The organism is Leptospira mayottensis 200901116 (assembly GCF_000306675.2).
Taxonomy (GTDB): Bacteria; Spirochaetota; Leptospiria; order Leptospirales; family Leptospiraceae; genus Leptospira; species Leptospira mayottensis.
This window is the reverse complement of the sequence record NZ_CP024872.1, coordinates 171811-186576: the sequence shown is the minus strand read 5'-3', so window position 1 is coordinate 186576 and position 14766 is coordinate 171811. Positions and strand designations below refer to the sequence as shown.

12 protein-coding genes and 1 pseudogene are annotated in these 14766 nt (G+C 39.5%); 11 read left to right on the top strand and 2 right to left on the bottom strand.

The window, feature by feature from the left end; genetic code table 11:
- The first annotated feature begins 176 nt into the window (after nt 1-176).
- The 9 genes and pseudogenes from LEP1GSC190_RS18420 (at nt 177) to LEP1GSC190_RS18380 (ending at nt 10370) form a co-directional block, all read left to right on the top strand.
- Nucleotides 177-1562 (top strand): glycosyltransferase family 87 protein, encoded by a 1386-nt coding sequence (locus LEP1GSC190_RS18420; protein ID WP_237578393.1) that lies wholly within the window; start codon nt 177-179, stop codon nt 1560-1562.
- Nucleotides 1562-2704, top strand: a complete 1143-nt coding sequence (locus LEP1GSC190_RS18415) for a glycosyltransferase family 4 protein (RefSeq protein ID WP_002749568.1) — start codon at nt 1562-1564, stop codon at nt 2702-2704. The genes LEP1GSC190_RS18420 and LEP1GSC190_RS18415 overlap by 1 nt, the downstream gene beginning before the upstream one ends.
- A gap of 4 nt (nt 2705-2708) precedes the next feature.
- Nucleotides 2709-3311 carry an LIC20162 family protein gene (locus LEP1GSC190_RS18410; protein WP_002749649.1) on the top strand — a complete coding sequence of 201 codons (603 nt, stop codon included), beginning with the start codon at nt 2709-2711 and terminating at the stop codon, nt 3309-3311.
- A 200-nt stretch (nt 3312-3511) separates the two neighbouring features.
- A pseudogene (locus LEP1GSC190_RS18405) lies at nt 3512-4898 on the top strand (hypothetical protein).
- A gap of 64 nt (nt 4899-4962) precedes the next feature.
- Nucleotides 4963-6378 (top strand): MBOAT family O-acyltransferase, encoded by a 1416-nt coding sequence (locus tag LEP1GSC190_RS18400; RefSeq protein ID WP_002749466.1) that lies wholly within the window; start codon nt 4963-4965, stop codon nt 6376-6378.
- Between the two features lie 13 nt (nt 6379-6391).
- Nucleotides 6392-7552: an SGNH/GDSL hydrolase family protein gene (locus tag LEP1GSC190_RS18395; protein ID WP_002749388.1), complete on the top strand. Its 1161-nt coding sequence runs from the start codon at nt 6392-6394 to the stop codon at nt 7550-7552.
- Nucleotides 7549-8946 carry an MBOAT family O-acyltransferase gene (locus LEP1GSC190_RS18390; RefSeq protein WP_002749225.1) on the top strand — a complete coding sequence of 466 codons (1398 nt, stop codon included), beginning with the start codon at nt 7549-7551 and terminating at the stop codon, nt 8944-8946. Before LEP1GSC190_RS18395 ends, LEP1GSC190_RS18390 begins: the two co-directional genes overlap by 4 nt.
- Before the next feature lie 12 nt (nt 8947-8958).
- Nucleotides 8959-10029 (top strand): DUF1574 domain-containing protein, encoded by a 1071-nt coding sequence (locus LEP1GSC190_RS18385; protein ID WP_036036109.1) that lies wholly within the window; start codon nt 8959-8961, stop codon nt 10027-10029.
- Nucleotides 10026-10370: a nucleotide pyrophosphohydrolase gene (locus LEP1GSC190_RS18380; protein ID WP_002749655.1), complete on the top strand. Its 345-nt coding sequence runs from the start codon at nt 10026-10028 to the stop codon at nt 10368-10370. Before LEP1GSC190_RS18385 ends, LEP1GSC190_RS18380 begins: the two co-directional genes overlap by 4 nt.
- On the opposite strand, the gene LEP1GSC190_RS18375 is transcribed toward LEP1GSC190_RS18380, so the two are convergent.
- Together LEP1GSC190_RS18375 and LEP1GSC190_RS18370 are read right to left on the bottom strand one after the other, a co-directional pair.
- Nucleotides 10371-10784, bottom strand: a complete 414-nt coding sequence (locus LEP1GSC190_RS18375) for an ExbD/TolR family protein (protein ID WP_002749588.1) — start codon at nt 10782-10784, stop codon at nt 10371-10373. It abuts the gene before it with no gap.
- Between the two features lie 2 nt (nt 10785-10786).
- The gene (locus LEP1GSC190_RS18370) at nt 10787-11314 is read right to left on the bottom strand and encodes a MotA/TolQ/ExbB proton channel family protein (protein ID WP_002749231.1); all 528 of its coding nucleotides are present in this window, start codon (nt 11312-11314) and stop codon (nt 10787-10789) included.
- Between the two features lie 494 nt (nt 11315-11808).
- Here LEP1GSC190_RS18370 and LEP1GSC190_RS18360 point away from each other — a divergent pair, with 494 nt between their 5' ends.
- Nucleotides 11809-12543 (top strand): ubiquinone/menaquinone biosynthesis methyltransferase, encoded by a 735-nt coding sequence (locus tag LEP1GSC190_RS18360; protein ID WP_002749566.1) that lies wholly within the window; start codon nt 11809-11811, stop codon nt 12541-12543.
- Between the two features lie 148 nt (nt 12544-12691).
- Entirely contained in the window at nt 12692-14740 is a 2049-nt protein-coding gene (locus LEP1GSC190_RS18355; protein ID WP_036036107.1) for an LruC domain-containing protein, read from the top strand.
- Nucleotides 14741-14766 lie beyond the last annotated feature (26 nt).

Below are 14766 nucleotides of genomic sequence, written 5' to 3'. Positions count from 1 at the left end.
GCAGGAGAATCTTTTTTCTGTCGGGATGGAAGCAGTCAGTAAACTGCTGGACCTGTCAGATATCGTCTTTCGTAGGAGATAATTTTGTGACATTGTATTTGAAAGCTCAAAGAAAGCGTTCGGCTGAAAGAATTTTATTGGTTGGCTTTTCGAGTGTGTTTGAAAAGTGTTTCAGAATGCAATTGAGAGATCGAAAAACTTGGATTCTTCTAGGAACCGTTTTGTTTTTCTTACTCCTCTTTATAAACGGAATCTCAAAATCCGGAAACCGTTCCGACTTCAGAGATTATTATAATGCTTCGGTTCGATTTACCCAAGGAAACAATTTATATAACTTGGATCAGATTGATGAGATTCTCGGAAAACTTCAATCAGGGGAAATTAAAATTGAAGAGGCTTTTACTCCGAAGGTATTTTTGCAACTTAAAAGTATGATGGAAGGGCTTGGCACTTATATCTATCCTCCTACGTTTGCTTTTTTACTTATCCCGATTTCTTTTTTTCCGTATGAGGTTGCATCCGCGGTTTTTCTTACATTGAATTTTCTGGCATTTCTTGGTTCTTTGTATATTCTTTCCCTCCGTTTTCATAGGAAAGGGCATCTTGTTTTTTACGTTGTTCTTTGTCTCCTCAATCTGAGATTTTTGGAAAATCATCAAAACAACAATCAGGTTGGTTTTATCCTGATCTTTTTGATCTTAGCTTCCGTTCATACAAATAAGGATTGGTTATCCGGTTTTTTACTCGCACTTGCACTCGTAATTAAGTTGACTCCGGGAGCCTTTGTTCTTCTCTTTCTGATACAAAAACGTTATCGTGCAGTTTTTTATACGTTCGTATTTACGTTATTTTGGATTTTTCTTCCTTGTTTGTATGCTCCTTCGTTTACGATTGAGATGACTTTGACTTGGAAACAGTTGATTCTTGACAACTATCTAAGGTCTCCTCTATTTCGAGCTTGGAAAAACAATCAAAGTTTAAGCGCAACTCTTGCAAAATACTTCCTCAACTATGCGGATATTCTGAATCAATCCCGGCTCGGGTATCCCATTTTAGAGCTGAACGAATTGGTCGTTAAAGGAATGTATTCCGTTTTTTCCTTGATACTTGTGATTCCGTTTTTTTGGAAAGTATTTGTAAGACGAAACGTAGAATACGCTTTGGGTTGTCTGTTCGTTTTTTCAATCGTCTTCAGTGGAATTTCCTGGGTGCACGCTTTCGTTTTTCTTTTGTATCCTTCCGCGATCTTACTGGATCGGGTTTGGTCCTTTGTGGAGTATTCGATTTTACCCTTTTGGAAAGCGGATACGGGCTCTTTTTCGAAAAAGGTGTTATATTCGATAAAAAGAATATTTAGAAATGATAAAGTGTCTTTTTATTTCATGGCGGGTTCTGTTTTGATCCTTTTTTGCAACCGCTCGATTATCGGAAGTGTAATCGAGGAAAAATTGATGATGGCCTCTTATCTTTTATACTTTGCCATCTTTCAATACGTCTTGCTTTTGTTCGCTTTGAAATATGAGCCTGTGACTCGGAATAAACATGAATACGACTGGAACTGATGCCGATCCGAACCAACGAACTTAAATATAAACCTAGAGTGGGTGTGGATGTTCGCCCTCTTGCTTATGGGATTACCGGGAACTCCAGGTATCTCGCGGAAGTTTTAAGAAGATTGATTACGAATGAATCTCCTCTGGAATATTATCTTTATTCGAACAAGCCGATTCATACCGTATTTTATGATATTCTTTCAAACGTAAATTCCCATTTTTTTATGACCGATAGACTTCCCGGATTTGTCTGGTTGAATTGGACGATCCCTAAGCGAATCAAAAAGGATAGGCTGGATCTTTTTTGGGGGACCCTGCAACTACTTCCTCTTTTTTGTGGAAACGTTTTAACTGCTGTAAACTATCACGATCTCAACTTTCGTTCCGCACCTCAAACGATGACGGTCACAAATCTTTGGCAACATAGGATTCTTTCACCGAAGACGTTAAACAGGGCCGATCTTGTGTTTTGTCTTTCCGAAAACACTCGCCAGGACATCCTGAAATTCAGGACGGATCTGAGTCCAAAATTGAAAGTTGTATATCCCGGAGTGGAACCGTTCCCTTCCGTACGTGAGCCTCTGCGTCAACTTTTTGGAAATTTTTTATTTACGATTGGAACTTTGGAACCTAGAAAAAATTTGAGAACTCTGATCGATGCGTATCGAAAACTCAAAAAACAGAATTCTTCCTATCCTTTCTCTCTTGTGATAGCCGGCCGTTTGGGTTGGAAGTCTGAGGGGCTGACCCAACTTTTAAAGGAAGGCAGTCTGGAATCGGAAGGAATCCTTTTTATTGAGAATCCTACGGACGAGGTTCTTGCTTGGCTTTATCAAAAGTGTTCCGCTTTTTTATTCCCATCGGTTCACGAGGGTTTTGGCCTTCCTTTGTTAGAGGCACTTCGAGAAGGAAAGGTCTGCGTCGCTTCCGATATTCCGGTATTTCATGAAATTTTGGAACGAAAGGTAGACTTATTCGCGGAACCTTTGGATGTAGATGCCTGGGTTTCTTCCCTGTCGGAGTTACAACATAAAAAACTACAGAGACCTTCCGTTTGGGATGCATCTCAGTGGACTTGGGATCTGACCGCGAAAAAAATCGAAGAAGGTTTGATCGATCTTTGGAAACATAGAAAGGAATTGTACCACTAAGAACATGAGACAGAATGAAAAAAGAATTTATTCGGGATGGGAGCTTTTAAATGCAACCGAAGTTTCTTCTGGAACCCCGATTCGTTTGAGGATCAATCCGATTCCTCCGATTTTTGGAACTTTGATCGTCTTTGTAGTGTTATACGGTTGTTACTTGGGAGGAGAAGTCTCCGCTTTTTATCTCCAAAAATTTACGGACTTTCTTCTCATTCCGAAAGTGTTAAATCTTCCGATTTTACAAGATCGTAAACTTTATTTGACGGTCGGGTATCTTGCTTTTGGTTATATAGGTTTTGCTTTTTTTCTAGATTGGGTTCGTTTTATCGAAAGGACTTGTTTGACAGCGGTTTTTCTCAAAGGGGATATTCTTTCTTTGGAAATAAGAGGTTTTTTCGGAAAGAACATATTCCGGTGGAATTGTAAACAAAGCGGGGTTCAAATCGTATTTAAGACCGGTTTGTTCAGAAAGTTTTTCGGTTTAGAAAGAATTGTGATCGTTACTACCGATCTAAGATCCGAAGGGGATAGCTCCGAATTCGGATTGTATTCTCCGTTTTTCTTTCGGGCTCAAAATCGAAACTTGATTCGGGGTTTATTTAAGAATTAGAATTTTAGAATATGTTTTCTCTGTGGAAATCTCGTTTCGAGGATTGATGCTTGAATAGGAGTCCTATTTTAAACGTTTCGGTTCGGCAATAAAAACAACCTTTTTAAAATTCGGTCGTTTAACAAACAAAGGTTTGTTTCGAAAAGTTTTGAGACTTTCGTTTCGATAGACGATTGTGTAAAAGATGGATTGAATTACAGATGATTTTCAAAAACGTTCTTCAAAATAAGATTTTTTTCGGATTCCTGGTTCTATTTTTCTTTTCAATCTTTCTTTTCGATCTTCGGTTTCTTTCTAGACATTACGACTGGGACGCAATTGTCTACGCGTACAATATCAATTCCGATCTTACTTGGAGAATTTTCTATAATCCTCACCATCTTGGTTTTGAAAGTACCGGCTATCTTTATCTCAAATTTTGGCGGGAATGGTTTGGAAAGGAATCGGTAATGTTCGGACTTCGTCTTCGTATTTTGGGATCGGCTCTTTTTTTTCTATTTTGTTTTATCTGGATGTATCGAAGAATCTATTCGGACACGTTAGGCGCTATTTTATTGGGTTTGGCTATCCATTTTTCTCAAGGATTTTGGTTTTACGCGCAACACAACGATACGCCTCTCATTCATTCCTGTTTAACTGCAATTTTATATCTGTTCTGCGTCTATTTTGCTAAAAATGGACATTCACCGATTTCTATCTCTACCCTTTTTGTGATTCAGCTTTTCGGGGTGTATTTTCATCAATCGGATATTTTATTTTTACCCTTGGTGCCGATTTCAATCCTATTTTCTAGGACTTGGAAAGGGAAAGAATTCAGTTTTGCTTGGAAATTACGATGTACGTTCGTGTATTGTTTTCTTCTTGTGGGAATTCTTACTTTATCCTATCTTTACGTAGGTTTTATTGTGTTGAATCGAAATCTTTCTTCTCCTTTGGACAGCGAAAGAAATTTTGCGAATTGGCTTTTTTTATATGCGACTAAGGACAAATGGGGAAATTCTCCCGAAGCGAAAAATTACGTAATGAATTTTTATCGTGGGATCGGAGATGCGTTTCTCAATTTCGAAGGAGTGAAGAGTGGTTTGAGAATTCGTCCGCATTCTTGGGACAATAGGGAATCTTTACCTTATAATCTCAATCTCGCGTTTTGGATTTTTATCTTTTCTCTTTTTCTTTTAAATCTTAGAAAAGTATGGAAACGTTTCCGAATCGAAACAGTTTTGCTTGCATTTTGGCTTGTTCCTTCGATTCTTTTCTACACTTGGTGGGAAGGTTATTTTTTCGAATTTTGGGTTGGGACATCGATTGGAATGATTCTACTCGCGGGTTTGACTTTAAAGTCTTTGGAGCTTCGAACGTTCGCATTCGGAAGTAGAGCTCTTTATCATTCAATTCTTTTTGTTTGGTGTCTTCTTTTATTTTTAGTTAATTTTTCGTTTTCCACCCTTCCTCGTTCCTCTAAAAAAACGGTAAGTTATATTGAGGGGATCGAATTCAAACTGGAATCCATCCTTCCCGAAAAGGTTTATCCCCCTTGAGTCGGAAAAAACGGGTATTTTTCCCGAGGATTCTAAATCCGTAAATTGAAGTTGTAAGGATATTCTATTTTGAAAAACTGCTCTTCAGATCCATAAGACTCCATTGACGAAACATGCTTTTTAACTCGCTTCACTTTTTGTTTTTTTTTCCCGTTGTACTCGTCATCAACAATTTGCTCAAGGGGAAGATCCAAAGAATTTTTCTTCTCGGAACCAGTTTTTATTTTTATATGTCCTGGAGAAAAGAATTCATCATTCTTTTACTCTATTCGATCGTTATCGATTATTTTGCTTCTCTTAAAATCCAAGCGGCGACTCCTGGTTCAAAAAAAAGAAAAATTTGGCTTTTGCTGTCCATAGTTACGAATCTGGGGCTACTCGCCTACTTTAAATATACGAACTTTCTTTTAGGAGTTGTGAACGATCTCACTCCCGCTGCGGGATTTAAGTTTGCGTATTATGATATTGTTCTTCCCGTCGGAATTTCTTTTTATACGTTTCAATCTCTGAGTTATACAATTGACGTGTATCGGGGACAAATAGAAGCGAAAAAATCCTTTTTGGACTTTGCTCTCTATGTTTCCTTTTTTCCTCAGTTGGTTGCGGGGCCGATTGTTCGTGCTCAAACGTTCTTTCGGGATTTGGAATTTCCTCTTCGGGTTCAGAAGGAAGACATACAAATTGCATTTTGTCAGATTCTAATCGGATTCACGCGTAAGATCGTTTTTGCGGACAATCTCGCAAAGGTCGTGGATTCCACGTTTGCAAATTATGCGACTCTCAATCCGATTGAAATTTGGACCGGAGCGCTTGCATTCGGTTGGCAGATTTACTTTGACTTTGCGGGTTATACGGACATTGCAATTGGTGTGGCGCGTCTTTTCGGATATAAGTTCGATCCGAACTTCAATTTTCCCATGGTCGCAAGAAACATCACGGATCACTGGTCTCGTTGGCATATTTCGTTTTCCACTTGGATTCGGGATTATATCTTCATCCCACTCGGAGGATCGAGAGGAACGGCGCTTCTAACTTACAGAAATATTTTCATCACTTGGTTTTTTGCCGGAGTCTGGCACGGGGCCGCGTATCATTTTATCAGTTGGGGACTTTGGCAAGGGGTTATGATTTTTACACATAGGGAGTATGCCAAAACAAAGATTGCTACCTTACTGAATGAAAAGGGAGGAATCGTCTACGATATCTGCGCGAGAATTTTTACGATGTTTTGCCTAACGTTCGGCTTTATTATGTTTCGTGCTGAAACAATGGAAAAAGCCATTTCCATGATGAAATCTCTTCTCTTTTTAGGTTCGGACGGATTCGTGGGGGTTAAAGGATATTCGAACTATATGTATGGAATTCTTTTGTTCTTTTGTTTTGCGGCTTCCTATATATTCGCAAAAAATAATATAGAAAAAATCGTTCGAAGTCAATGGAAGTTCATTCTATTTTTCCTCGCAAACGTCTTTATGCTTTTGGTTTTCGGTATTACGGAAAGCCAGAGTTTTCTTTACTTTGCGTTTTAGGAAAACATCCGTTATGAAAGAATATCTTGCATTTTTCAAAGACCCAAAATTCTGGATTCCGGTTTTAATTCTGATCTTTTTAGAAACCGGAATGCAGTTTGGTTGTTACCGGCCTTTTTTAAAAAAGAATTCCTATGCGGCCAACGTTTTAAGAATTACAAATCACGTTCTTGATAAACAAAAAGAATTTGATCCGGATGTTTTGGTTGTCGGAACATCAGTAGCCTATCAGGGTTTGTCCATTCCGATGTTAAACGAAGAGCTTGCCCCTTTAGGTAAAAAGATTCAATCGATTGCGATTCCCGGAACGGAGTTGATCGTCCAGGACTTGGCGGTTTTGAAAACTCTTCCTCATTTTAAAAGCGTAAGGACTGTGATCCACGTATTTGAAATTACGACTCCTTGGGTTGGCCAAAAACTTTTGAACTTACATACGCTTGCCATGATTTCCGAATTCAATCGTTCGGAAGTATATCCTAGAATTTACGATTTCGATTACGACGTAAACGTGGATGATCTTATCTACATCACTTTGAAGTCGATTGCGTATAGAAGGGACATTCAGGATCTGATTTTGAGTCCTTCCAAAAGAATCAAAGATATAGGGAAACGTTTTAAAAAAGAAAATCATCATCCTTGGGACTACGAAAATTCTTATAGAGAAAAGATCAGTATGTATCCGATTGTAGACGTTCCCGATTGTGTCGCAAAGACCAATCCTGCCAACGGTCAGCCGATTCCGGAAGGTTCGGATCGTTTTCATAAAAAGGCGATCTTCGATACTTGCATCATTGCAAGTAATCCATTGACTCATGCAAACGAAGACGAGGTCACAAGACAATATTTCGATCGACTCAAAATTCTTCACGACGAGATTCGAAGAATCGGAAGGGAGAACGGTCAAGACATTCGGATCGTCGGGGTTGTTGCACCTTACAGCCAGCTCATTCAACGATGGAGACTTCCGGAAAGAAACGAGGTTTGGAAAAGGGAACTCGCAAGAATCCATCCTTCCGATCCGGTTCCGTTACTCGATTACCAGGATATCTTGGACGGTCCGGATAACGGGGATTATTATTATGATTTGATTCACCTTAATTCGATCGGGATGCAAAAGTTGACGATTGCATTTGCAAAAGATTTGAAAGCCCTTCTAAAAGAGGAAAACAAGTGATCTTTACCTCTACTCTTTTTCTTTTATTTTTTCTTTGTGTTTATATACTTTATTGGGCTTACAACGGGAAGAACTATAGGGAATGGGTGATCGTAATCGCTTCTTTGATTTTTTACGCGACCTGGAGCGTTCCGTTTTTATTTCACTTATTAGGAATTCTTTATATCAATTACTTGGCGATTCGGAGTTTGTTTAAGAGGAAAAGTCTTGGAGTCTTAAGAGCGATCGTCATTTTGGATTTGATCAACCTTGGCGTTTTCAAATACTTCTATTTCTTTACGGATAACTTCTATGTTTGGACGGGTTGGAGCTTCTTGGACCAGAGAAACTTCGGGTTTCAGATCATTCTTCCACTTGCGATCAGTTTTTATACATTTCAGATCATAGCGTTTGTCGTGGATGTCTACCGCGGTAAGATTACAAACGATTGTGGCCTTTTTCGGTTTGTTTTGTTTATCCTTTTTTTTCCTCAGTTGGTTGCAGGGCCGATTATGAGGCACCAAGATTTTTTCCCGATCTTGGATAAGGTAAGAATCAAACCCTCTTACGTTTATGCGGGTTTGTATCTTTTGGGACTTGGAATCGCAAAAAAGATTTTAGTCGCCGATAATATTGCTTCTTTGATAGATCCTGTGTATCGGAACCCTTCCGAATACGACGGTCATTCTCTTTTTCTAGCCACCCAAGGATTTACTTGGCAAGTTTATTGCGACTTTAGCGGTTATACCGATATCGCTCGAGGTTGTGCTTTTCTTTTGGGTTTTAACATTCCTGTAAATTTTCGTGCTCCGTTTTTCAGCCAAAGTATTCAAGATCTCTGGAGAAGGTGGCACATTACTCTAGCCACGTGGCTTCGGGATTATATATATATTCCACTCGGGGGTTCTAGGGCTTCGGAGCCCAGGGTATATCTGAATTTGATCATAACATTTACGTTAGGCGGCTTTTGGCACGGAGCCAGTTGGACTTATGTGGTTTGGGGATTCTGGCATGGTCTGTGGTTGGTGATTGATCGACTCATGGATCGGATTGGTATTCCTAAATTACCAGAAAAAGGATTTGTATGGTGGCTTATTCGAGCCTTTGTTGTGTATTCGATTTTTATGATAGGTGCTGTATTTTTCCGATCTCACTCTTTGGCGGACGCTTGGCATATCTTATTTTATGGGGTTCAATGGATAACCGAACCTTCGAAGTCGGTTTTGAGAACTGACTTACTGACTCCTTTTTTGGTCGCGGGGATTTTACTCCACACTTTGGAATATTTTGAGAAAGGGCTTCGGTTTTATTTTAAATATCAGAAAATTCTAATTTCTGTTTTTCTAATTTTATTAGTGTTGCTTCTTTCCAATTATGCGGGCAAGGGCCAGGACTTTATCTACTTTCAGTTTTAAGGAGGGAGAATGATGGGTGCTCCAAAACGACAGAACTTGATCCCTTTGTTTCGTAAAAAACTGTTAACGGTTCCGCTTTTATTTTTTATCTTCGCTTTTTCTTTGGATCGTCTTTTGTCTTCGCAGTGGGTAAGGCCTTACACCGAAGCCGGGGCGGAATATTACTTTTATGAAATAAAAGACAAGGTACTTGCAGCCTTGATTGAAGAGAAATCTGTGGCGGAAAAAGACAAAAAAGTTTTGATCTTTTTCGGAACTTCTCACATGGGAGAATTCTCTCTCGATACGATCCGTAAAAAAAGAACGGATCTGATCGTATATAATTTTTCCGCTCCTTCGGCTCCTTTTTCGTATCATAACTATAATTTTGAAAGGATACTTTCTGCTGGACTAAAACCGGACTACGCGATTTTGGAATTCTATCCCGATTCTATGACAGATTTTTGTAATCGTTACCCCCTACGTTATTCTTACGATCTTCCGTATTTTATACGTTATGCGAAGGAGTTTTCTACAAACGATTGGGACACGTTTTTGAGATCCAGGGTTTTTAGAACCACTGTGTTCCCTCCGAGATTCAAGGAGGCAATGGCAAGAATTAAAGATCCACATTCCAAAGATACGATGCTTAAAATTCGAAATCTTCTGATAAACGAATCGGATAAATTCAAAGGAGGAATTCCGAACGTGTTGTTGACAAATACTCCTCCCGAAAAATTAGAGGAGGAATCTGAAAAATACTACAACGACACTTATCGTTATATCAAGATATCTCCCGTGCAGAGAAAATTCCTGTTTCAGTTTTTGGAAACCGCGGAAAAAAACGGAGTCAAAGTTGTACTTTGGTCCCCTCTTCTTTATGAAGGATTGGAAAAGAGGGTTAAATCCGCAGAATTTTATCCTAGCTGGGAAAAACTCCGTAAACAAATTATATCAGAATTTAAGAATGTATATTCCTTGGATATGAACGATTTCCGTGCTGAAGTGAAATGTAGGAAGTATATTGATTCTCATCATTTAAGTGGGGGTTGTTATCCCGAACCGACGGCAATTTTGATTGATCGATTGGATATACAAAGATGAATGAAAACGAACTGTCTCTTAGACAAGCTCAGAAAAAAGTAGACGAGTGGATTTCCGATTTCGGGGTTCGGTATTTTTCGGAACTCACGAATCTTGCAATTCTCATGGAAGAGGTGGGGGAATTTGCGAGGTTAGTAGCGAGAAAATATGGAGATCAATCTTTTAAGAAAGGAGAGGATCCGGAAGGAATTTCCAAGGAAGTGGGGGATATTCTTTTTGTTTTAATATGTCTTGCAAATCAAATGGGAATTTCCCTGGAAGATGCGTTACGTGCCACTTTGAAGAAAAACACTGAAAGAGATAAGGATCGTCACAAAGAAAATCCGAAACTTCGGTCTTGATCACTCTTTCTTGATTGCGAGATGAAGTTCTTTCAGATTTGAGTTTTTCAAACTGTTCAATACAAATACGAACTTCCCGTAACCGATATCTTTGTCTCCGTAAATCCACACAACTTGGTTTTGAAATTCTTTTTTGGAGACGATCTGTTTCCAATCGGCTTCCGTAAAGTCTAACTTCGCATAACGTATATTCCCGCTTTTTAAAAGAAAGATCTCTTTTTTAGTCCCGCTTCCGCCAGTTTCCACCTTCGCTTTAGGGAGAACTACGGGTAAGGAATGAACTTCTTTTTGGAAACTCATTGCGACCATGACGAAAATTAAAAGAATAAAAACCACGTCCAACATACTCGTCATGTCGAGAGGAGAATCGTCGCCTTCTAAAAGGTTTTTCCTTTTTTGTAGATTCTTTTTCATTTCTAGGTTTTTATTGCATCGACGTTTTTGTTGTCGATCGAAGATTTAAGTTCTATTTCCGTTTTATGAAGTATAACTTTGAGGTATTGAAACCCGAGAACGGAAGGAATGGCTATGCATAATCCTTGAATTGTAGTATTTAAGGCAAGTCGAATTCCTTCGGAGAAAATTTCTAAACTTACCGTACCTGCGTTTTTCATCTCTTCGAAAGCAACCGAGATTCCGATTACGGTTCCGAGAAGTCCGAGCATCGTAGCGATTCCGGCGAGATTTCGAATCCAAGAGATCATCGTTTCCGGAACGAAAAATTCTCTACGAAAGAATTCTTCTGAATCTTCGAGGATGGATTTTAAATCCGGGTTTTGTTTGTCTTTGTTTCCGTTTGGATCGTTATCTCGGAGTCTTGAAAGAATATTTTTTTTGAGGATCGGAAGAAAGGTACGAACTCTGATAAAAAGTCCAAGATTGACGAAACTTACAATTAAAATGAGAATTGAAACCCATCCTCCTTTTGCAAATAAAACTTCCACAAAACCTCCCGAGAGCTTAAGAGCAGATTGTCATTCCCTTCTCCTTTGTCATTCTAATCTTTCAATGCTCTATGCAAGTACCGCATTTTCTTATAGTTGGAAGTCATAAAACTGATCAAAAACATGTTCATTCAATTTGTGGGAGCTCCTACGTTTCAAGTGACGATGGATTAGTGGTTGGATTTTAGGCTACTTGTCTTTGTCTGAAATAAGTCACACTAGTCACTAAGAACCCGTCTCAAAATCTTAAAAAAATATCTCTAAACGATCCAGCAAGTTTCTAAAAAACGTGGGAGTTCCTACAGATTACTCACATTGGCGGTTTTTCCTGTCGTTTAAGATTGTAGTAATTCCTACATTTTGAAGTTTTGAGACGGGCACTAAAGTTCTAATGGTTCGCAACTCTAAGCGTCCATTAGGGTTGTCTGCAATTGGATTTCTACAAAAACACTTCTTGCCATCGGCGAACGCTTTCAAATTATTTCATTAAAGTTATGTTTCAGATGCCTCATGTCGATACCAAAGCGGGTTTTGTTCGAGAGAATTTCAACAAGATCGCGAGTAAATACGATCGATTCAACGATTGGAATAGCTTTCTACTTCATAGGATTTGGAAAAATCGGTTGGTTCGTGAAATTGAAGAAAATCTTCCCGACCGTTTACATGTAATGGATCTTTGTTGTGGAACCGGAGATATTTCGGTGCGCTTGGAAAATTCTTCTCGGGTCGATCATATTACTTGTGTGGATTTTTCGGAAAACATGCTTGAGATTGCAAAAACTCGTCTTAAAGAACAAACCGAAAAAGGTCGAGTCCGTTTCGAGATAGGAGATGCGACAGAACTCAAGAATTTTCAGGATTTTCAGTTCGATGTGGTTTCAATCGGCTTCGGTCTCCGCAATGTGGATGATCTCTTCAAAGCGATTAGGGAAATTTTCAGAGTTTTAAAACCAGGGGGATTGTTTCTCAATTTGGATGTGGGTAAGGTTAAAAATCCTTGGATTCGTTGGATCGCAGATTTTTATTTCTTTAAAATAGTTCCAATTCTCGGTTATATTCTTTGGGGCGGGAAGAACGAGATGTTCGATTATCTTCCGGTTTCTTCCCTTGTTTATCCGGATCAAGAAAATCTAAAGTCGATTCTTGAAAAACTGGGTTTTCAAGAAGTACGATATAAAAATTTTGTTTTCGGAAATGCAGTTTTGCATATCGCAAAAAAACCTCTTTAAAGTACATAAAAATTACCTAAAATTCCATTGAATGCCCAAAAAAAACTTTGTTGAAATCGAGAAATCTCCTATAATTCCCTTCCCGAATAGTATTTAAGATTTAATACTATTCGTCTTTTATTCTGACTATAAAAAGGGATTGGGGATTATGAGGAAAATTCTAATATTATTAATTGTTTCGAGCGTTTTGGTTGTCGGTTGTAGCCATAAAAAAAAAGGAATGTTATTTCCATTTTTGGCGCTCTTGAATCAAGATACGAGTGCGTCTACATCGGGTGCTAGACCTGAAACGAGTGCGGGAACTGCGACGGCTTCTAACGGAGGGACGGTCGTAATTGTGGACAATACAGGAAGTGGAAGTAATTCTACTACTGTTTCCAATAGCGGCAGTAGCTCTACTTCGAATCCTCAATCTTCATCATCTTATTCGTCGAGAAACGATTCCTCCGGAGATTCCAGTTCTACCACAGGATCTGGATCGAGCAACAATTCCAATTCGGGAAGTGATGTAAATACGAATACGGGAGGAAGTTCTGATTCTAATACAGGATCCAATGTCGGTTCTGGTTCTAACAGTTCCGGATCTTCTGTAGGTGGTAATACGAATACAAGCGCAGGCGATCCCTCTACTGATACGAGCGCAAATACGAATGTAGGAAGTTCTAATTCTAATGCCGGATCTGGCTCTAACGATAATTCCGGATCTTCTACAGGTGGTAATACGAATGCAAGTACAGGCAGTTCCTCTTCGGCAAGTGATACAAATACGAATACGGGAGGAAGTTCTGATTCTAATACAGGATCCAGCGTCGGTTCTGGCTCTAACAGTGGTCCTACTACAAGTACAGGATCTGTAGAAACGGATGTAGACGTAAATGCGGGATCCTCTTCGGGTTCTTCCGTAACTCCGACTACAGGCGTGATTACCGTAAATGACCAAATAGGCAGTATTCCTTTTACGTATAACACAGTGCAGACGATTCCTTTGAATCTAATCATAACGGATAAACAATCCAAGCCGATTTCTGGGGCAACTGTAATCGTTTCCGATAACGAGGGGCATATCCTTTTTCAAGGAATTTCAAATAACGTAGGGCAAGTTTCCGGAAGTATTACTGTGGAAACCGCCGTAGGTCAGATCACACTTGAAATTACGGCAGGGGGAGAATCCATTTCCAACATAATCAATCTGATCAACGTAATCGGAATCAATCGGGAAATTAAGTACGAGATTTTACTACCGGTTGTGGCTGCTCCGGTTGACTCGGATAAGGACGGGGTTCCGGATACATTGGATACGTACCCCCAAGATCCCACCCGTTCCGCTTTGATACGGATTCCTGCAGAAGGTGTAAGTACCGTAGCGTATGAGGATTTATATCCGAGTGCCGGGGATGCGGACTTAAACGATTACGTCCTTCATATTCACAATGAAGAGGATTTGAATACTGCGGGAGACGTGATTCGTCTCAGAGGAACTTATCAACACGTGGCTCGGGGTGCCGGATATAAACATACGCTTTTTTTAAAACTTCCCGTATCCATAGGAGCTACGTTTTCGAGAAAAGTGGTAAGGGAAGACGGTAAAGTAGTGACGGAATTGACTACCAAAACTGTCTCCGCATCGGATCTCAGCCAGGGAATTCAAATTCAAGAAGAATCCAACAAAACCACATCTAACCCTAACGTAAATCCGGGTGGAGTCTATAAACCGGGACATATCGCCACGATCGAAATTGTATTTAACTCTCCGGTGAAAAAGTCGGCGCTTGGAATTTATCCGTATGATATTTTTATCAAAGTGGCCAATACGGGGAAAGAGGTTCACTTTCCGGGACTTTATAAGAATTCGAACGGAACGGACAAGTATTTAGATTCCAACAAGTTTCCTTGGGCCATTTTGGTTCCGGGGGCTTGGAAATATCCATACGAGGGTTTGGATATTCGTAAGGAAACTCAAACGGGTTATAAGGAGTTTAACCTTTGGGTAGCGTCGAATGGAACGTCTTACAAAGATTGGTATAAACACATTACAAATCAAGCGAAGGTGTTCCCGGTTCCGGATGAAGACTCCGAACTGATGGGATTTCTGCTGCATTCCGTAAAAAAGAATGCGATTCTTGTGGCGATCTTGCTGATAAGTGCAGGTGCGATGGCCGCATATATTTTGAAAAGAAGAGCTCTTTCCCGAGCTTAACTGATTAAAAGAAAGTAAGTATATTC

Bases quoted from the DNA above. Each gene is read 5' to 3' on its own strand.
- LEP1GSC190_RS18420 (WP_237578393.1), top strand. From the start codon at position 177: ATGCAATTGAGAGATCGAAAAACTTGGATTCTTCTAGGAACCGTTTTG.
- LEP1GSC190_RS18415 (WP_002749568.1), top strand. From the start codon at position 1,562: ATGCCGATCCGAACCAACGAACTTAAATATAAACCTAGAGTGGGTGTG.
- LEP1GSC190_RS18410 (WP_002749649.1), top strand. From the start codon at position 2,709: ATGAGACAGAATGAAAAAAGAATTTATTCGGGATGGGAGCTTTTAAAT.
- LEP1GSC190_RS18400 (WP_002749466.1), top strand. From the start codon at position 4,963: ATGCTTTTTAACTCGCTTCACTTTTTGTTTTTTTTTCCCGTTGTACTC.
- LEP1GSC190_RS18395 (WP_002749388.1), top strand. From the start codon at position 6,392: ATGAAAGAATATCTTGCATTTTTCAAAGACCCAAAATTCTGGATTCCG.
- LEP1GSC190_RS18385 (WP_036036109.1), top strand. From the start codon at position 8,959: ATGGGTGCTCCAAAACGACAGAACTTGATCCCTTTGTTTCGTAAAAAA.
- LEP1GSC190_RS18380 (WP_002749655.1), top strand. From the start codon at position 10,026: ATGAATGAAAACGAACTGTCTCTTAGACAAGCTCAGAAAAAAGTAGAC.
- LEP1GSC190_RS18375 (WP_002749588.1), bottom strand. From the start codon at position 10,784: ATGAAAAAGAATCTACAAAAAAGGAAAAACCTTTTAGAAGGCGACGAT.
- LEP1GSC190_RS18360 (WP_002749566.1), top strand. From the start codon at position 11,809: ATGTTTCAGATGCCTCATGTCGATACCAAAGCGGGTTTTGTTCGAGAG.
- LEP1GSC190_RS18355 (WP_036036107.1), top strand. From the start codon at position 12,692: ATGAGGAAAATTCTAATATTATTAATTGTTTCGAGCGTTTTGGTTGTC.